At 71.5% G+C, this 22,352-nt stretch carries 18 protein-coding genes; 3 read left to right on the top strand and 15 right to left on the bottom strand.

Translation table 11 applies throughout. The features are described from left to right. Window positions 1-43: 43 nt before the first annotated feature. The 15 genes from ACYQ78_RS02985 to mraZ all read right to left on the bottom strand — a co-directional run bounded on the left by ACYQ78_RS02985 (window position 44) and on the right by mraZ (window position 17,058). The gene (locus tag ACYQ78_RS02985; protein ID WP_459799086.1) at window positions 44-757 is read right to left on the bottom strand and encodes a YggS family pyridoxal phosphate-dependent enzyme; all 714 of its coding nucleotides are present in this window, start codon (window positions 755-757) and stop codon (window positions 44-46) included. A 10-nt stretch (window positions 758-767) separates the two neighbouring features. Further along, on the bottom strand, window positions 768-2,249 hold the full coding sequence (gene ftsZ / locus ACYQ78_RS02980) for a cell division protein FtsZ (protein ID WP_459799085.1): 1,482 nt from the start codon (window positions 2,247-2,249) through the stop codon (window positions 768-770). A gap of 188 nt (window positions 2,250-2,437) precedes the next feature. Beyond that, a complete protein-coding gene (locus ACYQ78_RS02975; protein ID WP_459799084.1) occupies window positions 2,438-3,172 on the bottom strand; it encodes a cell division protein FtsQ/DivIB in 735 nt (244 codons plus the stop codon). Beyond that, window positions 3,169-4,566, bottom strand: coding sequence for a UDP-N-acetylmuramate--L-alanine ligase (gene murC, locus ACYQ78_RS02970; protein WP_459799083.1), 1,398 nt, complete (start codon window positions 4,564-4,566; stop codon window positions 3,169-3,171). Before murC ends, ACYQ78_RS02975 begins: the two co-directional genes overlap by 4 nt. Further along, a complete protein-coding gene (gene murG / locus ACYQ78_RS02965; protein WP_459799082.1) occupies window positions 4,563-5,642 on the bottom strand; it encodes an undecaprenyldiphospho-muramoylpentapeptide beta-N-acetylglucosaminyltransferase in 1,080 nt (359 codons plus the stop codon). Before murG ends, murC begins: the two co-directional genes overlap by 4 nt. Before the next feature lie 52 nt (window positions 5,643-5,694). Next, window positions 5,695-6,960 (bottom strand): putative lipid II flippase FtsW, encoded by a 1,266-nt coding sequence (gene ftsW / locus ACYQ78_RS02960; RefSeq protein ID WP_459799081.1) that lies wholly within the window; start codon window positions 6,958-6,960, stop codon window positions 5,695-5,697. Further along, window positions 6,957-8,312, bottom strand: coding sequence for a UDP-N-acetylmuramoyl-L-alanine--D-glutamate ligase (gene murD, locus ACYQ78_RS02955; RefSeq protein ID WP_459799080.1), 1,356 nt, complete (start codon window positions 8,310-8,312; stop codon window positions 6,957-6,959). Before murD ends, ftsW begins: the two co-directional genes overlap by 4 nt. Next, window positions 8,294-9,370, bottom strand: a complete 1,077-nt coding sequence (gene mraY, locus ACYQ78_RS02950) for a phospho-N-acetylmuramoyl-pentapeptide-transferase (protein ID WP_061299158.1) — start codon at window positions 9,368-9,370, stop codon at window positions 8,294-8,296. Before mraY ends, murD begins: the two co-directional genes overlap by 19 nt. Next, on the bottom strand, window positions 9,367-10,734 hold the full coding sequence (locus ACYQ78_RS02945) for a UDP-N-acetylmuramoyl-tripeptide--D-alanyl-D-alanine ligase (RefSeq protein WP_459799079.1): 1,368 nt from the start codon (window positions 10,732-10,734) through the stop codon (window positions 9,367-9,369). Before ACYQ78_RS02945 ends, mraY begins: the two co-directional genes overlap by 4 nt. Continuing rightward, a complete protein-coding gene (locus ACYQ78_RS02940) occupies window positions 10,731-12,242 on the bottom strand; it encodes a UDP-N-acetylmuramoyl-L-alanyl-D-glutamate--2,6-diaminopimelate ligase (protein WP_459799738.1) in 1,512 nt (503 codons plus the stop codon). The genes ACYQ78_RS02945 and ACYQ78_RS02940 overlap by 4 nt, the downstream gene beginning before the upstream one ends. 67 nt (window positions 12,243-12,309) lie before the next feature. Beyond that, window positions 12,310-14,025 carry a peptidoglycan D,D-transpeptidase FtsI family protein gene (locus ACYQ78_RS02935; RefSeq protein WP_459799078.1) on the bottom strand — a complete coding sequence of 572 codons (1,716 nt, stop codon included), beginning with the start codon at window positions 14,023-14,025 and terminating at the stop codon, window positions 12,310-12,312. Further along, window positions 13,920-14,828 (bottom strand): hypothetical protein, encoded by a 909-nt coding sequence (locus ACYQ78_RS02930; RefSeq protein ID WP_459799077.1) that lies wholly within the window; start codon window positions 14,826-14,828, stop codon window positions 13,920-13,922. The genes ACYQ78_RS02935 and ACYQ78_RS02930 overlap by 106 nt, the downstream gene beginning before the upstream one ends. 63 nt (window positions 14,829-14,891) lie before the next feature. Next, window positions 14,892-15,413, bottom strand: coding sequence for a hypothetical protein (locus ACYQ78_RS02925; RefSeq protein ID WP_459799076.1), 522 nt, complete (start codon window positions 15,411-15,413; stop codon window positions 14,892-14,894). Window positions 15,414-15,421: 8 nt separating this feature from the next. Continuing rightward, complete coding sequence (rsmH, locus tag ACYQ78_RS02920; RefSeq protein WP_459799075.1) at window positions 15,422-16,381, bottom strand: 16S rRNA (cytosine(1402)-N(4))-methyltransferase RsmH; 960 nt, start codon at window positions 16,379-16,381, stop codon at window positions 15,422-15,424. 245 nt (window positions 16,382-16,626) lie between these two features. Next, window positions 16,627-17,058, bottom strand: coding sequence for a division/cell wall cluster transcriptional repressor MraZ (gene mraZ, locus ACYQ78_RS02915; RefSeq protein ID WP_459799074.1), 432 nt, complete (start codon window positions 17,056-17,058; stop codon window positions 16,627-16,629). Between the two features lie 412 nt (window positions 17,059-17,470). On the opposite strand from mraZ, the gene ACYQ78_RS02910 reads away from it, so the two are divergent. Genes ACYQ78_RS02910 through ACYQ78_RS02900 form a run of 3 tightly spaced genes read left to right on the top strand, consistent with a single transcriptional unit; the run spans window position 17,471 to window position 22,274 of the window. Next, the gene (locus ACYQ78_RS02910; RefSeq protein ID WP_459799073.1) at window positions 17,471-18,457 is read left to right on the top strand and encodes an AAA family ATPase; all 987 of its coding nucleotides are present in this window, start codon (window positions 17,471-17,473) and stop codon (window positions 18,455-18,457) included. Between the two features lie 11 nt (window positions 18,458-18,468). Then, complete coding sequence (locus ACYQ78_RS02905) at window positions 18,469-19,707, top strand: DUF58 domain-containing protein (RefSeq protein WP_459799072.1); 1,239 nt, start codon at window positions 18,469-18,471, stop codon at window positions 19,705-19,707. Beyond that, window positions 19,707-22,274 carry a transglutaminase family protein gene (locus ACYQ78_RS02900; protein ID WP_459799071.1) on the top strand — a complete coding sequence of 856 codons (2,568 nt, stop codon included), beginning with the start codon at window positions 19,707-19,709 and terminating at the stop codon, window positions 22,272-22,274. Before ACYQ78_RS02905 ends, ACYQ78_RS02900 begins: the two co-directional genes overlap by 1 nt. Window positions 22,275-22,352: the final 78 nt, after the last annotated feature.

Genomic DNA, 22,352 nt, shown 5'->3' with positions numbered 1-22,352 from the left:
GCTGGCGAACCGCTGATCGTACCTACTTGTTACTCGGGGGACATTACCTGACGAAGGGCTTCCGGCGGCCGAGCAACGCCGTACCGACTCGCAGGTGTGTCGCGCCGTTCGCTATCGCCTGGGGCAGATCGCCACTCATGCCCGCCGAAATGATGTTCGCGTGGTGATGATCTTTTTGTACGGCTTGCGCCACCCCGTACAGCCGGGCGAATGCCGGAGACGGGTCCTCCCCCAAAGGCGCCACTCCCATGACGCCGCGCAGAGAAAGCCCGGGAAGGGCGGCCAGTGCGTCGGCGAGAGAGAGGACCTCGGAAGGAAGGGCGCCACCACGGCCCGCCAGGCCGTCGAGTGAGACCTGGATGAGGCAGCCGACCTCGCGACCGGCGCGGACGGCCTCGCGGGACAGCGCCTCGGCGAGGCGGAGCCGGTCGACGCCGTGGACCACATCGGCGTAGGCGACGACGGACCGGGCCTTGTTGGTCTGGACCTGGCCGATGAAGTGCCAGGTCAGCGCCAGATCGGCGCATTCGGCGGCCTTGACGGCGGCCTCTTGATCACGGTTCTCCCCCACGTCGGCGACGCCGAGCCCGGCCAGCAGGCGGACGTCGGAGGCGGGGTAGGTCTTGGTGACCGCGATGAGCGTGATCTCGGAGCGGGACCGGCCTGCGGCGGCGCACGCGTCGGTGATGCGGCGTTCGACCTCGGCCAGCCCCGCCGCGATCTCCTCACCCCGGGGGGAGGGTGCGGCGTGGGTCATGGATGAGCTGTTACTTCAGGAAGTCGGGCACGTCGAGTTCGTCTTCCTGCTCTTCGAAGACGACCGGGCGGCGCGGGACGGGCTGGGTGACCTTCGAGGTGATCGGGGTCGGCGGCTCGGTCGGGCGCGGGATCGCGAACGGGCCGGTGCCCGACGCGCTCTGCTGCTCGGGCCGGGACTCGGCCGTCTCACGGCCGAAGTGACCGGTCGACACGTTGGCCTCACGCTCCGGGTGTACCGGAGCGGGCGCCGGGGCGGCCTGCTGCGCGGGCTGGTGAGACGCGGCGGCCGGCGGCGCGACCGGGGCGGCGACCGGACGGATCGGCTGCGCCTGCTGGGCCGGGGCCGGACGCGGGGCCGGGGCCTCGACGCGCTGCTCGGGCTTCGGCTTGGGCGACGGCGCGACGAACGACGACAGCGCCGGACGCTCCCGCGTCGGCTGCGCGGCGGCCGAGGACGTGGCGGCCGGACGCGACGCGGCCGCCGGAGCGGCGGGCTGCGGGCGGGTCGACTGCTGCTGCGGCACCGGCTGGGCGCGCACCGGCTCGGGCTCGTCGAACCCGGCGGCGATGACCGTCACGCGGACCTCGTCGCCGAGGGCGTCGTCGATGACCGTACCGAAGATGATGTTGGCGTCGGGCGCGGCGGCGTTGGAGACGAGCTGCGCGGCCTCGTTGATCTCGAAGAGGCCCAGGTCGGAGCCGCCGGCGATCGACAGCAGCACACCGTGGGCGCCGTCGATGCTGGCCTCCAGCAGCGGGCTGGAGACGGCCATCTCGGCCGCGGCGACCGAGCGGTCGTCACCGCGGGCGTGGCCGATGCCCATGAGCGCCGAACCGGCCCCGGACATGACCGACTTCACGTCGGCGAAGTCGAGGTTGATCAGGCCCGGCGTGGTGATGAGGTCGGTGATGCCCTGGACACCCGACAGCAGGACCTGGTCGGCCGCCTTGAACGCGTCGAGCACGCTGACCTGGCGGTCGGAGATCGACAGCAGCCGGTCGTTCGGGATGACGATGAGGGTGTCGACCTCGGCGCGGAGATTCTCTATCCCGGCCTCTGCCTGCATCGCGCGCCGCTTTCCCTCAAAGGAGAACGGCCGCGTGACGACTCCTATGGTCAGAGCACCGAGCGATCGCGCGATGTTGGCCACGACGGGTGCGCCACCGGTTCCGGTGCCGCCGCCCTCACCCGCGGTCACGAACACCATGTCGGCGCCCTTGATGACCTCTTCGATCTCCTCGCGGTGGTCTTCGGCCGCCTTGCGGCCCACCTCGGGGTTCGCGCCGGCGCCAAGGCCGCGGGTGAGCTCCCGGCCGACGTCGAGCTTGACGTCGGCGTCACTCATGAGCAGCGCCTGGGCGTCGGTGTTGATGGCGATGAACTCGACGCCCTTGAGTCCCTCCTCGATCATCCGGTTGACGGCGTTGACTCCGCCGCCGCCGATGCCAACGACTTTGATGACCGCGAGGTAGTTCTGCGGTGCTGCCACGACGAGGGGCCTTTCCGCTCGCTTACATATGTCCGTCACGGGCGGGTGCCCGCACTAGCCAAGTCTCACCCTCAAGTTGAGATTTAGAGTTATGTCAACCTGAGGATTGATACGGACAGTAGGGTTGCGCCCCGCCAGGGTCAACTCACCGCGCCGCAACCGGCCCGGCGTGTCGTGAACGCGTCTCCTCAGCGTACGGTGACGACTTCCGGAGAGCTCACGTCGAAGGTGTCGGCCCGCTGGTTGAGCAGGCCGAGCAGGATACGGGTCTTGTCGGCCGCGCGCTCGGGACCGCCGAAGATCACCGTGCGGCCGTCGGACAGCAGCAGGGTCACCGAGTCGGCCGTCTTGGCCTGCACCTCGTGGACCTTCCGCAGCAGGTGGTCGGGCAGCACGCCGAGAACGGTCAGCGCGGCGCGCACAGCCGGATCCTGCGGGTTGAGCTGCGGCAACCGGACCACCGGCAGCCGGGGCGGGGCGACCGCGACGATGTCGAGCACCACCCCGAACCGGTCGACCACGGCCGACTTGCCGTTCATCGGCACCGAGGCCAGCGCGGTGCGCTCGCGGATCGTGATCGTGATCGTGCCGGGCCAGACGCGTTCGACCCTGGCCGACTCGACCTCGGTGACGGCGGCCACCCGGCGGCGGACCGCCTCGAGGTCGACCGTGGCCATCGGGGTGTCGAGGGACAGCGCGGCGGCCCGCTCGATCTGCTCGGACGGCAGCGCCAGCACGCCCTCGACCACGATCTCCTTCACGCCCAGCACCGGCGACAGGAACACCAGCCAGGACGACACCGCCAGCGTGCCGCCGGTGAGCAGGGCGGCGGAGGCGAACCGCCAGATGCCCGGCCGCTTGCGGGCCGCCCGCTCGGAGGCGGGCGACCTGTCGGCGATGGCGGGAACCTCGGCCGTGGTCACCGGGACCGCAGCTCCGCGACGATGCGGGGGCCGAGCTCGGTGACGTCGCCGGCGCCCATGGTCAGCACGATGTCGCCGGGACGGGCCCGCTCGGCCACCAGCGCGGGGACCGCCGCCCGGTCGGGCGCGTAGGCGACGTTCTCGACGGGGAGCGTGACCTTCCCCGCCACCAGGGCGCCGGAGACGCCGGGTTCGGGGTCTTCGCGGGCGCCGTACACATCGAGGACGATCGCCTCGTCGGCCAGGCCGAGCGCGGCGCCGAACTCGTCGGCGAAGAAGCGGGTGCGCGAGTAGAGGTGGGGCTGGAAGACCGCGATGACCCGGCCCGCCCCGGCCACCACGTCGCGGGCGGCGCGCAGGTCGGCGGCCAGCTCGGTCGGGTGGTGGGCGTAGCTGTCGAAGACGGTGACGCCGTCGGCCTCGCCCTTCGCCTCGAACCGGCGCTTGGCCCCGGTGAAGGCGGCCAGGCCGTCTCTGACCTCGTCGAACGCCAGGCCGAGGTCGAGGGCGACGGCGATGACGGCGGTGGCGTTGAGCGCGTTGTGGCGGCCGGGCACCGACAGGCGGACCGCACCGTGGCCCTTCAGGGTGAACTCGACCCCGAGGCCGCGCGGCACCACGTCGGAGATGCGCAGGTCGGCCTCTTCGCCCTCGCCGTAGGTGATGACCTTCAGGCCGCGGGCGCGCGCGATCGGGATCAGGACGGCGGCGCCGGGGTCGTCGGAGCAGAGCACGACCGTCTCGCCGATGCGGTCGACGAACCGGGCGAAGCTGTCGTAGACGGCCTGCGGCTCGCCGTAGTTGTCGAGGTGGTCGGCCTCGACGTTGGTGATCACGGCGATGCGCGGAGCGAGCATCAGGAACGAGCCGTCGCTCTCGTCGGCCTCGGCCACGAACGCGGCGCCGGTGCCCTCGTCGGCGCCCAGGCCCGTGGTGACGAGCTGGCCGCCCACGCAGTAGGACGGGTCGGCGCCGCACTTCTGCAGCGCCACGGTCAGCATCGAGGTCGTGGTCGTCTTGCCGTGGGTGCCCGCGACGGCCACCCCGGTCTTGCCCGTCATGACGGCCGCGAGCGCGGCGGCGCGCGGGATGATCCGCACGTTCTGCCGCAGCGCCTCCCCCAGCTCGGGGTTGGAGTCGCGGATCGCGGTGGAGACCACGACGGTGTTGACGTCGCGGATGTGCGAGGCGGCGTGGCCGACGTGGACGGTCGCGCCGAGCTGGCGCAGCTCGGTGAGCTGGTCGGAGCTGCGGGCGTCGCTGCCCGAGACGGCCACCCCGCGCTTGAGCAGGATGCGGGCGATGCCGGACATGCCGGACCCCCCGATGCCGATGAAGTGGACCCGGCCGAGTTCCTCGGCGGGGATGGGTTCAACCAGTTTGACCAGACTCATCGGGCTGCGATCTCCAGAACCTTGCGGGCGAGCGTCACGTCGGCGTCCTTGCGTCCCATCCGGGCGGCGGCCTCCGACATGGCCGCTATCCGGTTGGGGTCGTGCAGCAGGGGCGCGAGGGTACGCATGATCCATTCGGGGGAGAGCTCGGCGTCCTCCACCATCAGGCCACCGCCCGCGCGCACGATCGGCTCGGCGTTCAGGCGCTGCTCGCCGTTGCCGTGGGGCAGCGGCACATAGGCGGCCGGAAGGCCCACGGCCGACAGCTCGGCGCAGGTCATCGCGCCACTGCGGCACAGCACGAGGTCGGCGGCGGCGTAGGCCAGGTCCATGCGGTCGATGTAGGGGAGGATGACGTATTGCGGGTCGCCGGGCGGGGGCTCGACCTCGACGGTGTTCTTCGGGCCGATCACGTGGATCACCTGGATCCCGGCCCGGCGGAGATAGGGCTCGGCGTTGAGGGCCGAGTTGTTGATCGACCGGGCCCCCTGCGAACCGCCGAACACCAGCAGCGTCGGGCGGTCGCTCTCGAGCCCGAAGTAGGACCGCGCCTTGTCGCCCAGCGAGAACCGGTCGAGCGTGGAGACGTCCTTGCGCAGCGGGATGCCCACGTACTGCGCGCCGGGCAGCGGCGTGTCGGGGTGGCCGGTGAAGACGTGTTCGGTCAGCCGGGCGCCCAGGCGGTTGGCCAGGCCGGGCTTCGGGTTGGCCTCGTGGATCACGATCGGCACGCCCTTGCGGCGGGCGCCCAGGTAGCCGGGCGTGGCGACGTAGCCGCCGAAGCCGACCAGGATGTCGGCCCGCACCTGCTCCAGGATGTTCCCGGCGGCGCTGATCGCGCCCGCGAGCCGCCCCGGCACGGTGAGGAGCTGGGGGGTCAGCGCGCGGGGCAGGGGAACCGCGGGGACGAGCGCGAGCTCGTAGCCCCGGGCCGGGACCAGTCGCGTCTCCAGGCCGCGTTCGGTGCCGAGGCAGGTGATGCCGATCGACGGGTCGAACTGGCGGAGTGCGTCGGCCAGCGCCAGCGCCGGCTCGATGTGGCCGGCCGTCCCGCCGCCGGCGAGGACAACCCTCATGTCTCTCCCTTGTCGTGCTGTGGACCGTTTCGCCCCGGTTCACCCAAGGCGGTCAGGTCTTGAGGCCAAGCCAGCTTAGAGCCCGGGCGGCCGGGCCGGGGCCCCGTGCGGCCAAGGCCTCAGGGGCCCCCGGCTCGCGTTTGGCGAACGACAACAACATGCCAAGAGCGGCCAGCGTCGGCAACAGGGCGGACCCTCCGTAGGACACGAGAGGGAGCGGAATTCCGGTGATCGGCAGCGCCCCGATGACGGCGCCGATGTTCACGATCGCCTGCCCGCCGATCCAGGCCGTGCAGGCCGCCGAGGTGAGGCGCACGAACGGGTCCTTGGTCCGGACGGCCACCCGCAACCCGGCGTAACAGAGCAGGCCGAACAGGGAGATCACCGTCAGCGTGCCCATGAGGCCGAGCTCCTCGCCGACGATGGCGAAGATGAAGTCGCTCTCGGAGTGGGGCAGCCAGTCCCACTTCTGCCGCGACGACCCGAGCCCCAGCCCGAACCAGCCGCCCGACCCCATCGCGATCTGCCCCTGGACGGCCTGGAAGCCGGTCGTCTGGGCGTTGGCCCACGGGTCGAGCCAGCCGTCGATTCGGTCGGACCTATAACCCTCGGATGTGATCATGAACACGGTGGCCATGGCGAGCAGGCCCATGATCCCGGCGAAGAGGCGTACCGGAGCTCCGACCACCCACAGCAGCGCCAGGAAGATGATCATCAGCACGAGCGTGGTGCCGAGGTCGCGGCCGATCATGACCAGCAGGGCCAGGATCGCCACTCCGGGCATCAGCGGGAGCAGCAGGTGGCGCCACTCGATCTGGCCGTTGCGCGCCCGCCGGGCGAGCAGGTCGGCGCCCCAGATGACCAGCGCCAGCTTGGCGGGCTCGGACGGCTGGATGGTCAGGCTGCCGATGTAGATCCAGCGCTGCGCGCCGAGCTCGGACGAGCCGATGAAGATCGTCATGACCAGGCCGATGATCGCCAGCGCCATCAGCGGATATCCGGCCAGCCGGAAAAAACGCTGCGGCAGCTTCGAGCACACGTACATCAGCGGCAGGCCGAGCGCGACCGACAGCGACTGCTTGAGGAACCAGTAGAACGGGTCGCCCATCATCTGCAGCGCCTCGATCGACGAGGCCGACAGCACCATCATCAGGCCGAGCGCCAGCAGCAGGGCGCTGCACCCGAGGATCAGGTAGTAGGAGGTGAGGGGTCGGCTCAGCAGCTCGCGCACGGTGGCGAGCTGGTGGGCCGCCCACGACGGGCGGGCCTGGGCCTGCTGGGCCTGGGTCTGTTCCTCCGCCTCCGTGGCGGCGGTCACTGCGTTCCCAGGACGGCGCGCGCGAAGGCGTCTCCTCTCGCGCCGTAGTTGGCGAACATGTCAAGTGACGCCCCTGCGGGGGCCAGCAGCACGGTGTCACCCGGGGAGGCGAGCCGGGCGGCTTCGGTGACGACACGGTCCATGACCCCAGTGTCTTCCCCACCGACCTCCACAACGGGAACATCCGGCGCGTGTCGCGCGAGCGCCTCGGCGATCCTGGCCCGATCGGCGCCCAGCAGCACCGCGCCGCGCAGCCGCTTCGCGGACGTCGCGACCAGTTCGTCGATGTCGGCGCCCTTGAGCAGTCCGCCGGCGATCCAGACGATCGAGGTGTAGGCCGCCAGCGACGCCGCCGCGGCGTGCGGGTTGGTCGCCTTGGAGTCGTCGACGTAGTCGACCCCCCGCACCGTCGCCACGTGGGCGATGCGGTGGGGGTCGGGCGTGAACGCGGCCAGCCCCGCGCGCACCGCCTCGGCGGGCACGCCGTGGGCGCGGGCGAGCGCGGCGGCGGCCAGCGCGTTGGCGACGTTGTGCGGCGCGAACGGCTTCACGTCGCCCAGTTCGGCCAGCTCGACCGCCGAGGTGTGCGGGTCGTCGCAGAAGGCCCGGTCGACCAGCAGGTGCTCGACGACTCCGAGCTCCCCGGGACGGGGCACCTGGAGGGTGAAGCCGATGGCGTCGTAGGGCTCGGCGAGCCGGGTCGCCCACGGGTCGTCGGCGTTGTAGACGACCACGCCGGCGCCGGCGAAGATGCGGGACTTCGCGGCGGCGTACTCCTCGAAGGAGCCGTGCCAGTCGATGTGGTCGGGCGCGACGTTGAGGATCGCCGCCGCCTTCGGGGCGACGCTGGACGACCAGTGGAGCTGGAAGCTCGACAGCTCCACGGCCAGCACGGTCGTGTCGCCCGGGTCGAGGACGGCCTCGACGATCGGGATGCCGACGTTGCCGACCGCGAGAGGCCTCTCCCCCGCCGCTTCGAGGATGGACGCCAGCATCCGCACCGCCGTCGTCTTGCCGTTGGTGCCGGTGAGGGCCAGCCACGGCGCGGCGCCCTCGTGACGCAGCCGCCAGGCCAGCTCGACCTCGCCGATGACCTCGATGCCCTTGGAGGCGGCCTCGGTGAGCAGCGGATGATCGGGACGCCAGCCCGGCGAGGTGACGACCAGCTCCACCTTGTCGGGCAGTTCGGTGGCCTTCTCGACCCCGAGCCTGACGAGATCCTCCGGCAGCGGCCGGTCGGACTGCTCGATCACGACGACCCGCTCGCCGCCCAGGGCCAGGCCGCGCGCGGCGGCCGTGCCCGAGACGCCCAGCCCGGCGACGACGACACGACTCACGTCTTGGGCATCCATTCCACGTAGAAGAGACCGAGCCCGGCCGCCGCGCAGAGCATGGCGATCAGCCAGAACCGGACCACGATCGTGGTCTCGGCCCAGCCCTTGAGCTCGAAGTGGTGCTGGAGGGGAGCCATCCGGAAGATGCGTTTCCTGGTCATCTTGAAGAACCCGACCTGGATGATCACCGACGCGGTGATGACCACGGTCAGGCCCGCCAGGAGCAGGAGGAGGAGCTGGGTGCGGGTGGTGATGGCCAGGCCGGCGATCACGCCGCCGAGCGCCAGCGACCCGGTGTCACCCATGAAGATCTTGGCGGGCGGGGCGTTCCACCACAGGAAGCCGATCAGGCCGCCCAGCACCGCCGCCGCCACGACGGCCAGGTCGAGCGGGTCGCGCACGATGTAGCAGTTGGGCCCCAGGATCGCGGTCGTGCAGCTGTTGCGCAGCTGCCAGTTGCCGATGAGCACGTACGACGCCAGCACCACCCCCGTCGCTCCGGAGGCGAGGCCGTCGAGGCCGTCGGTCAGGTTCACCGCGTTGGAGAACCCGACGATCATGATGAGCACCCACACGATGAAGCCGATGAGCCCGATCGGGGGGCCGAAGTCGCGCAGGAACGACAGGCGGGTCTCGGCGGGGGTGACCGCGTAGGCGTTGGGGAAACGCACCACGAGGATCGCGAAGACGACGCCGACGATGAGCTGGCCGAGGGCCTTGGCGCCCGACCGCAGGCCCAGGCTGCGCTGCTTGTAGATCTTGATGAAGTCGTCGAGGAAGCCGACCACGCCCAGGCCCGTCATGAGGAACAGGACGAGCAGCGCGGAGGCGGTGGGGGGCGAGGGATTGGCCGACAGCATGGTGGCCAGGTGGGCGACGGCGTATCCGAGGAGGGCGGCGATCACGATGACCGTGCCGCCCATGGTGGGCGTGCCCTTCTTGTCGTAGTGGCCCTGGGGGCCCTCCTCGCGGATGTTCTGGCCGTAGCCACGCCGCCCGAACAGCCGGATCGCGAGGGGGGTGCCGAACATCGAGACGAGGAGCGCGACCGCTGCGGCGACGATGATGTCTCTCACCGGGCGTCACCCCCCAAGAGGGCTTCGGCGACCTTCTCCAGCCCGGCGGCCCGGGGTCCCTTGATCAGCACGACGTCTCCCGGTGCGAGGCGGCCATTCAGTTCGGTCACGGCCGCGGCGACGTCGGGGGCGTGGATCGCGCCCGGGGCGCCGGCGATGATCTGTTCGGCGTTCTCGCCCACGACCACCAGGGCCGCGAGGCCCGCTCCCTCGGCCAGGCGGCCGACCCCGGCGTTGAGCTCGGGCGCGTCGTCGCCGAGCTCGCGCAGCGCGGCCACGACCGCGAACTTCCGGCGGTGGACGGCCAGGGCGTGCATGGCCGCGAAGGCGGCGCGCATCGAGTCGGGGTTGGCGTTGTAGGCGTCGTTGATCACGGTCACGCCGTCGGCCCGGTCGGTGACCTCCATGCGCCAGCGGCTGCGCGGCTCGGCCAGCGACAGCTCCTCGGCGATGGCGGCCACCGGGAGCCCCAGCTCATGGGCCGCCGCGGCGGCGGCGAGGGCGTTCTCGACCGCGTGGGCGCCGTGCAGGCGCAGCGCGACGTCGGCCTCGCCCGCCGGGGTGACGAGCGTGAACCGGGCCCGCCCGCGGTCGTCGAGGGACTCGTCCACGGCGCGGACGTGGGCCCCGGCCTTGCGGCCGAAGTAGAGGACCCGCGCTTTCGTCCGCTCGCTCATCGCGGCGACCAGCGGGTCGTCGAGGTTCAGCACGGCCACGCCCGACGACGGCAGCGCCTCGGGCAGCTCGCCCTTGGCCCGCGCGATCGCCTCTTTCCCGCCGAACACACCGAGGTGGGCGGTGCCGACGTTGAGCACGACCCCGATGGACGGAGGGGCGATTCCCGCCAGATAAGCGATATGTCCGGCGTTACGCGCGGACAGCTCCAGCACCAGGAACCGGGTGTCCTCATCGGCCTTGAGCACCGTGAGGGGGTGTCCGATCTCGTTGTTGTACGACCCCACCGGCGCCACCGTTGGACCGATCCTGGCCGTCAGCCGGGCCAGCAGGTCTTTGGTCGACGTCTTCCCGGCCGAGCCGGTCACCCCGACGACGGTCGCCTTCGGCAGGTCGGTCACCACGGCGTGGGCCAGCTTCGCCAGCGCCGCCACGACGTCGTCGACCACGACGGCCGGACCGTCGACCGGGCGGGAGGCCAATATCGCGGCCGCGCCCGAGGCGAGGGCCTGGGCGGCGAAGTCGTGGCCGTCGGCCCGCTCCCCCTTGATCGCGACGAACAGCGACCCCGGCTCGGCGGCCCGCGAGTCGATCACGACCGGGCCTCTCACGACGGCGCCCGGGTCGGCCTGGCCCGTGAGGGCGCCCGATGTGATCTCTGCGACCCGGCCCAGCGGCAACGGGATCATGCGTTCCTCCTGCTGATGGCGGCGGCGACCACTTCGCGGTCATCGAACGGGATGACCTCGCCCGCGAAGTACTGCCCTTGCTCATGGCCCTTCCCGGCCACGACGACGACGTCGCCCCAGCCGGCCCTGGAGATCGCCAGGTCGATCGCGGCGGCCCGGTCGGGCTCGACGATCACTCGCGCGCGGTCTTCGCGCGGCACGGCCAGCGCGCCGTCGAGCATCGCGGCGATGATCGCGAGCGGGTCTTCGCTGCGGGGGTTGTCACTGGTGTAGACGGCCACGTCGGCCAGCCGCGCGGCGGCCTCGCCCATGAGGGGGCGCTTGCCGCTGTCGCGGTCGCCGCCACAGCCGATGACGATCGTCAGAGTACCGTCGGTCACCTCGCGCAGGGCGCGGAGCACCGACTCGACCGCGCCCGGTTTGTGGGCGTAGTCGACGATGGCCTGGAACCCGTCTCCGCCCGGCACCCGCTCCATGCGCCCCGGCACGCCCCGGAACCCGCTCACCCCGTGGACGGCGGTCTGCAGCGGCACCCCCGACTCCACGAGCGCCACGAGCGCGCCCAGCGTGTTGGCGACGTTGAACGGCCCCGGCAGCCCGACGGTCACCTCGGCCTCGACCCCGCCGGGGCCGACGATCCGGAAGGAGCTCCCGTCGGCGCCCAGCCGGACGTCGGCCGCCCGCCACTCGGCGTCGGCCGCACCCTCGGCGGAGAACGTGGTGACCGGGATCTTCACGAACCCGGCCAGCTCGCGCCCGTGGGCGTCGTCGATGTTGATCACGCCGAGCCGGGAGAACTCCGGGGTGAACAGCCGGGCCTTGGCGGCGAAGTAGTCGTCGAAGTCCTGGTGGAAGTCGAGGTGATCCTGCGACAGGTTCGTGAAGATCGCGACGTCGTAGAACAGGCCCTCGACCCGGCCCAATGCCAGCGCGTGGCTGGAGACCTCCATCGTCGCGGCGGTCACCTTCTGCTCGCGCATCAGCGCGAACAGGCCTTGCAGGTCGCTGGCCTCCGGGGTGGTCAGCTCGGGCGTCACGGTGACGTCGCCGGCGTGGATCTCGACGCCGCCGATCAGGCCGGTGCGGTGCCCGGCCGCGCGCAGCCCCGCCTCGAGCAGGAACGTGGAGGTCGACTTGCCGCTCGTGCCGGTGACCCCGATGACCGGGATGTCGGCGGCCGGCTGGCCGTAGATCCAGGCCGCGACCTGGCCGAGCATCGCGCGCGGGTCGGCCAGCACGAACACCGGCAGGCCGGTCTCGGCGGCCATCTCGGCGCCCTCGTGGTCGGTCAGGATCGCGCTCGCGCCCGCGCCCATGGCGGCCGAACTGAAGGTGGCGCCGTGGGCGGTCTTGCCCTGGATCGCCACGTAGAGGTCGCCCCGGCGGACCCGGCGGGAGTCGATCGTGACCCCGGTGACCACGCCACGACCGGCCCCGGCGACCGACTGCACGCCGAGCAGGGCCGTCAGCCCCGAGAGCGGGCGCGGCGAGGTGGAGGACGGGCGCATCTGCTGGTCCGGATGAGGACGGGCGGTGCGATCGGGCTCGTTCACGGCGAGAGCGTATCGTTCCCGGTCACCGAAGAAGGCTCGTCGACCCGGTCGGCGGGATTTTCTTGGTCTTCAACGCAAAAGTCATGACTTCCTGGAAAACGGGCGCGGCGATCGTACCGCCGTAATGGTCTTTCTTCGGATCTTGAATGACGGCCAGAGCCATCAGCTTCGGCGCGTCGGCGGGGGTGAACCCGACGAACGTCGCGGAATAACCGCAGTACCCCGCACATTTCGTGTCATAACGCATGGCGGTTCCGGTTTTACCCGCCACCCGATATCCGTCGATGGCGGCGGCGGCGCCGGTTCCGTCGGCTCCGGTGACGGCCTTCTCGAGCATCCCGGCGAGCTGGCGGGCGGTCAGCTCGCTGATCACCCGGGTCTGCTTCGGCGCGGCGGCCGGGACCAGGTGGCCCTTGTCGTCGGTGGTGCCCGCCACGATCGTGGGGGTCAGCCGCACGCCGCCGTTGGCGATGGTCTGGTAGACGCTGGCCATCTGGAGCGCGGTGACGGAGATGCCCTGGCCGTACATGATCGTGCAGCGCTGGGAGCCGCTCCACTTCTGCCAGTCGGGCAGCAGGCCCGCCTCTTCGGCCGGGATGGACCCGCCGCTCTTGGAGCCGAACCCGAACGCCGTGAACATGTTGTGCAGGCGCTGGTCGGTGATCTTGGTGCCCGCCATGATCGTGCCGACGTTGCTCGACTCTTCGAGGATCTGGGCGAAGGTCATCTGCTCGGTCTTGTGCGGATGGGCGTCGCGCAGGACCTTGTCGGCGCACTGGATGTTGTCGGGGACCGTGAACAGCGTCGACGGCGCGACCACGCCCGCCTCCAGCGCGGCGGCGGCGGTGATGACCTTGTTGGTGGACCCCGGCTCGAACACCTCTGCGGCGGCCTTGTTGCCCCGGTCTTCGGCCGAGGTGGCCTGCCAGTCGCGCAGGTCGACCTCGGGCGCGTTGGCCATGGCGAGGATCTGCCCGGTGGTGACGTCCATGACGATGACGCTGCCGCTGCGCGCGCCGACCGCCTTCACCTGCTTGGCGATCGCCTCGGAGGCGGCCCACTGGATGTAGCGGTCGATCGTCAGCCGCAGGTCACGCCCCGGCACCGGGGCGACGCGGGTGCTGCGGGTCATCGGGATGCGCTCGCCGGCCCGGCCCATCTCGATGCTCTGCTGGCCGTCCTTGCCTGCCAGCGTCTTGTTGTACGCCTGCTCCAGGCCCTCCAGCCCGAACCCGTCGTCGCCGACGAACCCGACCAGCCCGCCCGCCAGGGTCCCGCCGGGATAGAGCCGCCGGTACGTGGGCTTGGAGCCCACCCCCCGGAAGCCCATGGCCATGATCTTGCGGGCGACCAGCGGGTCGACGTCCTTGGCCACGACCAGGTAGCGCCGCTCGACCTGGGCGAGCTTGGCGGTGATGCCGTCTTTGGGCTTGCCCAGCTCGGCGGAGAGCTTGGTGGCGATCAGGTCGCGCTGCTCGGGCTTGACCACCCACGGGTCGAGGTAGATCTCGCGCGCGTCGGTGGTGATGGCGAGTTCGTCGCCGTTGACGTCGGTGATCGAGCCGCGCTTGGCCGGCAGCACCTCGGGCCTGACCCGCTGCTCGGCGGCCTTGGCCTGGAACGTCTTGGAGTTCAGCCCCTGGAGCTGCACCAGCCGCCCGGCGAACAGCGACAGCACCACGGCCATCGCCATGAGCGCGATGTTGATCCGCCGGCGCGGATTCCCCAGCCGCAGCACGGCCGGACGCGGCGGCGGAACCGGCCGCCGAGGCCCACCGGGACCTCCAGGACCGCCGGGAGCACGACGCGGCGGAGCGCCGTCGCGCGCCCCCGGCCCGCCGGGCCTCTCCCCCGGCCGCACGGGCTTCCCCACGGGACGGACGGATCGTTCACCGGGCCGGAACGGCCGCCCGGCGGCATCACGGCCACGGGCGCCGTCACGAAGCGGCCCTTCCCCGGGCCGGGCGCCGTCACGAGACGGCCCCTCGCCAGGCCGGGCACCATCACGAAGGGGGCCCACGCCGGACCGGGAGCCCTCGCGAAGCACCCCATCGCCCGGCCGGCCGCTGGAACGGGTGCGTCCTTCGGCCGGACGCGCGTCGTCGCGACCCCCTCCCGGGCGCGCGTCCTTCTGGCGCCCGCCATCGCGGGAACGACCATCGCCTTCGCGGCCACGGCCACCGTCGCGGAGGCCACCGTCGCGGGAGCCGCCGTCGCCGGGACGCGCGCCACCACGAGAACGCGGTGCGTCGTCATCCGACCGCCCGACCCCACGAGAACGCGGCGCCTCGTCACCCGAACGCCCGGCCCCGCGAGAACGCGGTGCGTCGTCACCGGACCGGCCTGCTCCACGGGAGCGCGGCGCGTCGTCGCGGGACTGGCCGGGGCGGCCGTCGTCGGGGCGGGGCTTTCTGGGCGTGCCGGGTTCGGTGTCGGCCTCGCGTGGGCGTCCGGGGTCGTCGGCGCCGGGGCGCCGGGGACGGCCCGGGCCGTCGGCGCGGCCGGGATGGGAACCGGAACCCGAGGCGCGGCGGCCGTCACGAGGGCCCCTTTCGCCGGGGCCGCCCGGCCGTCCGGGGGACGGTGGGCGGCCGCCGCCACTGCTCACTGCTCGGTGCTCCCCGTCTCAGCGCCGGAGCCGGTCTCCTCGTTGGGCTCGGTGCGGCCCGACGTGGTGGGCTCCGGGTCGGTGACCGCCGGAGTCTGGCCGCCGCCGACCCATTTGGGGGCCGTCTCGTCGGGCGAGACGCCGTGCTGGACGCCGTTCTTCGAGAGCGCGTCGGGCTGGTTCTTGGCCCGGATGTCGCCCTTCACGTTGTCGGCCTGCTGACGCAGCTGCTCGTTCACGCGACGCAGTTCGTTGTGCTTGAACGAGTCCTGTGCGAGCACCGTGTTGAGCAGGAGCAGGCTGACGAGGCCGCCACCGAGCAGACCGACGACGAGCATGACGAACGGCGCCCTCGGCGGACGCCGCCGTTCGGACGGCGGCAGGGGCGCGCGCCTGGCGACCGGCGTCTCGGGCCGGGCCACCGGGCGGGCGTGGGTGACCGGCCCACGGGAACGACGCCGGACGTCGGGCTTCGCGTCGGGCTTGACGTCGGTCTTCAGGTCTTTCAGAGGGCTCATCGTCGGCCTCATCCCTGGCGGATCCTCTCTGCCGCCCGCATGCGGGCCGAGGCGGCCCGCGGGTTGCGGGCCAGCTCGTCGTCGTCGGGGAGCTCTGCTCCCCTCGTCAGGAGGCGGAACCGAGGCTGGTGAGCCTCCATCGGGACCGGCAGCCCGGGGGGGCCGGTCTCCTTGGTTCGCGCCGCGAGGACCTGCTTGGTCAGCCGGTCCTCCAAGGAGTGGTAGGAGAGCACGACGACGCGCCCGCCCACCGTCAGCGCGTCGAGCGAGGCGGGCAGGGCCACGTCGAGGGCGGCCAGCTCGGCGTTCACTTCGATACGCAGCGCCTGGAAGGTTCGTTTGGCCGGATTGCCGCCGGTGCGGCGGGTCGCGGCGGGGATCGCCTCGCGGACGAGGTCGGCGAGACGCTTGGTCGAGGTGATCGGCTCGACGGCCCGCTCCTTGGCGACGCGGTCGGCGATGCGCATGGCGAAGCGTTCCTCGCCGAAGTCGCGCAGCACCCGGGCCAGGTCGCGGGGGTCGTAGGTGTTCACCACGTCGGCGGCGGTCAGCTCCTGCTCGCGGTCCATGCGCATGTCGAGCGGCGCGTCGTAGGAGTAGGCGAACCCGCGGTCGGCCTCGTCGAGCTGCGGCGAGGAGACGCCCAGGTCGAACAGGGCGCCGTCGATGACGGGTCTGCCCGCCGCACGCAGCACGCCGGACAGCTCACTGGAGACCGCGCGGACGATGGTGGTGCGGCCCGAGTAGGGCGCGAGGCGCTCGGTCGACATCGCGATGGCGTAGGGATCGCGGTCGATGCCGATGAGGTGGACGTTCGGATGGGCCGCGAGGATCGCCTCGGCGTGGCCCCCGAGTCCCAGGTTGGCGTCGACGACCACCGGGGACGGCCCGGTGAGTGCGGGAGCCAGCAGCTCCAGCACGCGACCCAGCAGCACCGGAACGTGCCCACCGGTGTTCTGGTCGATCATTCGTCGTACACCCCCATATGTAAATGCCGCTTCTGGGCTCGCGGTCGCGCGGCTTCCGTCGGTGAGACAGTCCCCACCCTCGACCGGCTGTGCCGCCGAGAACTATGGCGGAGAGCCGACCCGTCCGGCCAGGTCCCCATCCGCAAACCGCGTCTCGTGGTTCCTGACACCGGGGAAGGTGCATCAGGTACCCGGCGGGCGGGTGGAGACCTCGCCGAACGTCACCGACGGGTCATTTCGAAAGGTCACAGGATCCCTGGCAGCACCTCCTCGGAAAGGTCGGCGAATGCCTGTTCCTGGTCGGCGAGATAGGCCTCCCACGCCGGGGCGGCCCAGATCTCCAGCCGGGTGTTGGCCCCGATGACCACGCAGTCGCGATCGAGCCCGGCGTAGTGCCGCAGGCCGGACGGAATCGTGACGCGCCCCTGTTTGTCGGGGGTCTCATCGAAGGCACTGGCGAAGAAGACGCGGCTGTAATCGCGGACGGCCTTGGCGGTCACCGGCGCGGTGCGCAAAGCCTCAGTGATGCGCTGGAACTCCTCTACGGGGAAGACGTAGAGGCAGCGCTCCTGGCCTTTGGTGATCACAAGACCCTCCGCCAGCTCCTCGCGATACTTCGCCGGCAGGAACAGCCGTCCTTTGTCATCGAGGCGCGGGTGGTGAGTGCCGAGGAACACCGGCGCCACCTCCCGTGCCATAGAGAACACGAAGCCCTACAGCCACGGCCCTCCACTGGGCTCCACCATACTCCACTTCTCTCCACCGTCAACTGATTCAAACGGTATGACGATCTCGTTTATCGGACGTTTCCGCAGGTCAAACGTGGTGGTGCGAAGTGGGGCGGCGGAGCGGCGCGGGCGTGTCGCGTCTCCTGCGTATCAACAGGTGCGGGTCAAGGCGGATGCCCGGCGTGTCACGGAATCAGGACTGGCGTACCACACGACCAAGACCGCGTAGCACGACACTGTGGGCAGTTCACCCTTGTTTCTGCACAAAGTCGCCGGAGAACCACGTGCGGCATAGTCTCGGTACACACAATGGATAAGAAATGGCAAACCCCCAGCAATACGGCACGCCCTTGGAGGCCCGGTGGCAGTAACTCACGGCGTCGGTGATGAGGCCGGCTCGGAGAGCCTGAACGAGCTGGTCGAGACCGCGCACCGGATCCGGGACGCGATCGAATCCGTCATCGAAGGCAAAAGCGATGTGGTGCGGCTGACGCTGACCGTGTTGCTCGCCGAAGGTCACCTTCTCATCGAAGACGTACCGGGTGTGGGAAAGACGATGCTCGCCAAGGCGTTGGCGAAGTCGATCGACTGCCCGATGCGCCGGGTGCAGTTCACCCCCGACCTCCTGCCCTCCGACATCACCGGAGTGAGCGCCTACAACCAGCAGACCCGCGAGTTCGAGTTCAAGCCCGGCCCGGTGTTCGCCAACATCGTGGTCGGCGACGAGATCAACCGCGCCTCGCCGAAGACCCAGTCGGCCCTCCTCGAGTGCATGGAGGAGAAGCAGGTGACGGTCGACGGCATCACCCACCACCTCGACGCGCCGTTCATGGTCATCGCGACCCAGAACCCCATCGAGATGGAGGGCACCTATCCCCTCCCCGAGGCGCAGCGCGACCGGTTCACCGCGAAGATCGCGATGGGCTACCCCGAGCCGATCGCCGAGCTCGAGATGCTCGACGTCCACGGGGCCTCGCAGCCGCTCGACAAGCTGGAGCCGGTCGCCACCACCGCAGAGGTGAAGGCGCTGATCCAGGCGGTCCGCGCGGTCTACGTCTCGCAGCCCGTGAAGAAATACGCCATCGACCTGGTGCACGCCACCCGCCAGAGCCCCGACCTGCGGCTGGGCGCCTCCCCGCGCGCCACCCTGCAGCTCGTGCGGGCGGCCCGCGCGCACGCCGCGCTCTCCGGGCGCGACTACGTCATCCCCGACGACCTCCAGGACCTCGCGGTTCCGGTCCTGGCCCACCGCCTGCTGCCCAGCATGGAGGCGCAGGGCCAGCGGCGGCTGCCCGAGCAGGCCCTCGCCGAGCTGGTGCGCCGCGTCCCGGTGCCCGACACGAAGTAGGACTCCCTTACATGACCGGACTCAGGGCGCTCACCGCCCGGGGCAGGTCGTTCCTCGCGTCCGGGATCGCCGCCCTGGTGTGCGCGTTCCTGCTCGGGGAGCACGACCTCATCCGCGTGGCGATCCTGATCGTCGCGCTGCCGCTGCTGGCCGTCATGGTGGTGGCGCGGACCCGTTACCGGCTGAGCTGCGCGCGCCGCCTCGACCCCTCCCGGGTCGAGGCCGGCAACGACAGCACGGTCACGCTGCGGCTGGAGAACGTGACCCGGCTGCCGACCGGCCTGCTCCTCGTCGAGGACACGCTGCAGTACGCCCTCGGCACCCGCCCCCGGTTCGTGCTCGACCGGGTGGAGGCCAAGGGGATCCGCGAGATCGACTACAAGGTGCGGTCGGACCTGCGCGGGCGCTACTCCATCGGGCCTCTCTCCGTGCGCATCACCGACCCGTTCGGGCTGGTCGAGCTGGCCCGTACGTTCACCGCGACCGACACGCTCGTGGTGACCCCGCAGGTCATCCCGCTGCCCTACGTGCGCCTGTCCGGGGAGTTCGCGGGCGGGGGCGACTCTCGTACCCGATCGGTGGCGGCGGCGGGCGACGACGACGTCGCGCCGCGCGACTACCGGCAGGGCGACGACCTGCGCCGGGTGCACTGGCGCTCGACCGCCCGCTACGGCGAGCTGATGGTGCGGCGCGAGGAGCAGCAGTGGCAGAGCCGGGGCGCGCTCCTGCTCGACACGCGGCGGCCCGCCCACCGGGGCGAAGGGCCGCGTTCGTCGTTCGAGGTCGCGGTCTCGGCGGCGGCCTCCATCGGCGTGCACCTCGCCCATGAGGGGCTGGGGCTGCGGCTGGTCACCGACCAGGGCCCGCAGCAGCTCCTGGAGGGCGGCGTGCAGGCCTCGCTGCTCGACACGCTCGCGGTGGTGCGCAACAGCCAGTCGCGGTCGCTGTCCAACGGCATCGCCGGGCTGCGGCAGGGCGGTGGCGAAGGACTGATCGTGGCGGTGCTCGGGTCGCTCGACCTCGACGACGCGCAGTCGCTGGCGCGGGTGCGGCACGGCCACATGACCGGCGTCGCGGTGCTGCTCGACGTCGCGACCTGGGAGGGCGGGGCCGTCGACGAGGTCTCCACCGAACACGAGCAGGCGCAGGCGGTCCTCGCCGCGAGCGGCTGGCGGGTGCTGCGGCTGCCCGCCGGGGTGTCGCTGGCGACGGTGTGGCCGGACGCCGCGTACAAGAGGAGTGCCGCGTAATGCGACTGCCCATCGCGTCGGGAGCGGCCACCGGGGCCGTCGCGCTCACCCTTTATCCGTTGTTCTCCGAGGGCTCGTGGTTCTGGGCGACGCTGGGCGTGCTGCTCTGCACGACCGCGGCGGCGGCGCTGGTGACGCGGTTCACCCAGCCCGCGTTCGCGGCGCCCATCGCGATGGCGCTGGCCGCCATCCTCTTCATGACCGTGAGCTTCGCCCGCGACGAGGCGTGGTGGGGGTTCATCCCCAACTTCGACTCCATCGCCAAGATCGCCGAACTGATGACCGAGGGCTGGGACGAGATCCAGCGGTTCGCCGCGCCGGTCCCGTCGACCACGGGCATCACCCTGCTGACCGCCGGCGGGGTCGCGTTCATCGCGATCCTGGTCGACGCCTTCGCGGTGCGGGTGCGCCGGGCGGCCCTGGCGGGCCTGCCGCTGCTCGGGCTGTTCACCGTCCCGGCCGCGGTGCTCAACGAGCCGATCGCCTGGCCCGCGTTCATCATCGGCGCGCTCGGGTTCGTCGGCCTGCTGGTGTCCGACGGGCGCGAACGGGTGTCCCACTGGGGCCGGGCCGTTCTGGTACGGCGGTCCCGTACGACCACCACCGCGCCCGACGCGGGCAAGCTCGTCCTGTCGGGCAAGCGCATCGGGGTCACCGCCGTGGCGCTGGCCATCGGCATCCCGGCGCTGATCCCCACACTGACGCCCAACCCGCCGTTCGGGTTCGGGGTCGGCAACGGACTGGGGCCCGGGGGCCGCAACGTCGGCATCCCCGACGCCATCGCCAAGCTCAGCGGGCAGCTCTCGCATCCGGTGAACGCGCCGGTGCTGACGTACACCTCGAACGACGACGTGCCGCGCTACCTGCGCATCTACTCGCTCGACGAGTTCGACGGGCAGCAGTTCAAGTCGAGCTCGCTGCGCGGCCGTCCCGAAGACCGGGTGAGCGAGAGCGTCATGCCGCCGCCGCCCGGACTGTCGGCCTCGACGCCGGGGGTGTCCACCGACCAGACCATCACGGTCAGCGAGGACATCGAGGAGCTGCGGTTCCTGCCGCTGCCCTACCCGGCCACCCAGGTCATCGCCGACGGCGACTGGCGGGCCGACCGCAACACCCTCATGGTGTTCTCCACCGAGGACGACGCGGCCGGGCTGGAGTACAAGGTCATCGGCAAGGACGTGCGGCCCGAGCCGGAGATGCTCGACAACGCGCCGGAGGCGCCGATCGAGGTGCAGGGCCGGTTCCTGACGCTGCCCGCCGACATCGACCCCGCGGTGATCAACCTGGCCCACGACGTGACCCAGGGCGCCACCAGCAAATACCAGATGGCGGTGAAGCTCCAGGAGTGGTTCACCCGGACCGGCGGCTTCTCCTACAGCCTGGAGACCCGGGGGTCGGGGCTGAACGCGCTGACCGACTTCGTGCTGGTCGGCAAGACCGGCTACTGCGAGCAGTTCGCCAGCGCCTTCGCGGTGATGGCGCGGGCGCTGAACATCCCGTCGCGGGTGTCGATCGGCTACACCGGCGGCACCAAGTCGGAGGGCCGGTGGATCGTCCGGACCCACGACGCGCACGCCTGGCCGGAGCTCTACTTCGAGGGCGCCGGATGGCTGACCTTCGAGCCGACCCCGGCGGGCGGGTTCGGGCAGGCGACGGCGCGGGTGCCGTCGTACACGCTGCCGCAGACCGACGCCGCCACCCCCTCACCGGGGGCCTCGGCCGCGCCGTCGAGCGACCCGGCGTCCTCGCCGGGGGCCAACAGCCCGGCCGGGGGCATCAACGCCGCCGAGCGCGAGCTCGGGCCGACCGGCCTGCCGACCGTCGAGGAGACGCCCATCTGGGTGAACATCGGCATCGGGGTGGCCGTCGCGCTGCTGCTGTCGCTGATCCCCGCGTTCATGCGGATGATCCTGTGGCTGTGGCGGCGGCGGGTGCTCAACCGGGCGGCGGCCGTACCGGACGACGAGGTGCCCGTCGTGGCGCCGAAGAAGAAGGACGCCGACGACGGCTGGGGCGGCGGCGAGGTGATCGGCGGGGAGCCAGCCGCCAGACCCGCGTCGGTCTGGGCGGCCCCCGTGGAACCGGTGGCGCCCGAGCCGAAGGAGAACACCTTCGCGGCCCCGGCCGTGGAGGCCGCGTGGGCCGAGCTCTGCGACACGCTGATCGACCTGGGCATGCCCAAGGCCGGCAGCGAGACGCCCCGGGCGCTGGGCAGGCGGCTGACGGCGGCCTACCCGCTCGACACCGAGGCGGCCAAGGCGCTCAACAAGATCGCCACCAGCGAGGAGAAGCTGCGGTACGCCCGCACTCCCGGTGAGATCACGCCTCTGGTCGACGACCTGAAGGCGGTCAGGCGCGGCCTGTCGGCGTCGGTGTCACGGGGCCGCCGGATCGCGGCGGTGCTGGCACCGATGTCGGCGCTGCTGCGGGTGCGCGGCCTCGGGGAGCGGATCCTCGACGGGTTCGACCGGCTGGAGAACATCCGTTTCCGGCCGACGCGAAAGGAACGCGAGACCGCCGCTCCCGCCGAGGACGTGCTGGAGTCCCAGGTGGGGTCGCGGCGGTAACAACGGAACAAACGAGCGGGCTCGGGGTGTGTCAGCCCCGGGCCCGCCGTGTTTCCACGATTACTGTGGACGAGTAGT

Source organism: Herbidospora sp. RD11066 (assembly GCF_054661255.1).
This window is presented reverse-complemented; position numbering and strand designations above follow the sequence as displayed.

Excerpts from the sequence above, each read along its gene's own strand:
- rsmH (WP_459799075.1), bottom strand. The coding sequence starts at position 16,381 with ATGATCGACCAGAACACCGGTGGGCACGTTCCGGTGCTGCTGGGTCGC.
- ACYQ78_RS02905 (WP_459799072.1), top strand. The coding sequence starts at position 18,469 with ATGACCGGACTCAGGGCGCTCACCGCCCGGGGCAGGTCGTTCCTCGCG.
- murC (WP_459799083.1), bottom strand. The coding sequence starts at position 4,566 with ATGAGTCTGGTCAAACTGGTTGAACCCATCCCCGCCGAGGAACTCGGC.
- ACYQ78_RS02900 (WP_459799071.1), top strand. The coding sequence starts at position 19,707 with ATGCGACTGCCCATCGCGTCGGGAGCGGCCACCGGGGCCGTCGCGCTC.
- ACYQ78_RS02940 (WP_459799738.1), bottom strand. The coding sequence starts at position 12,242 with ATGCGCCCGTCCTCCACCTCGCCGCGCCCGCTCTCGGGGCTGACGGCC.
- ACYQ78_RS02925 (WP_459799076.1), bottom strand. The coding sequence starts at position 15,413 with ATGAGCCCTCTGAAAGACCTGAAGACCGACGTCAAGCCCGACGCGAAG.
- murG (WP_459799082.1), bottom strand. The coding sequence starts at position 5,642 with ATGAGGGTTGTCCTCGCCGGCGGCGGGACGGCCGGCCACATCGAGCCG.
- ACYQ78_RS02985 (WP_459799086.1), bottom strand. The coding sequence starts at position 757 with ATGACCCACGCCGCACCCTCCCCCCGGGGTGAGGAGATCGCGGCGGGG.
- murD (WP_459799080.1), bottom strand. The coding sequence starts at position 8,312 with ATGGATGCCCAAGACGTGAGTCGTGTCGTCGTCGCCGGGCTGGGCGTC.
- ACYQ78_RS02945 (WP_459799079.1), bottom strand. The coding sequence starts at position 10,734 with ATGATCCCGTTGCCGCTGGGCCGGGTCGCAGAGATCACATCGGGCGCC.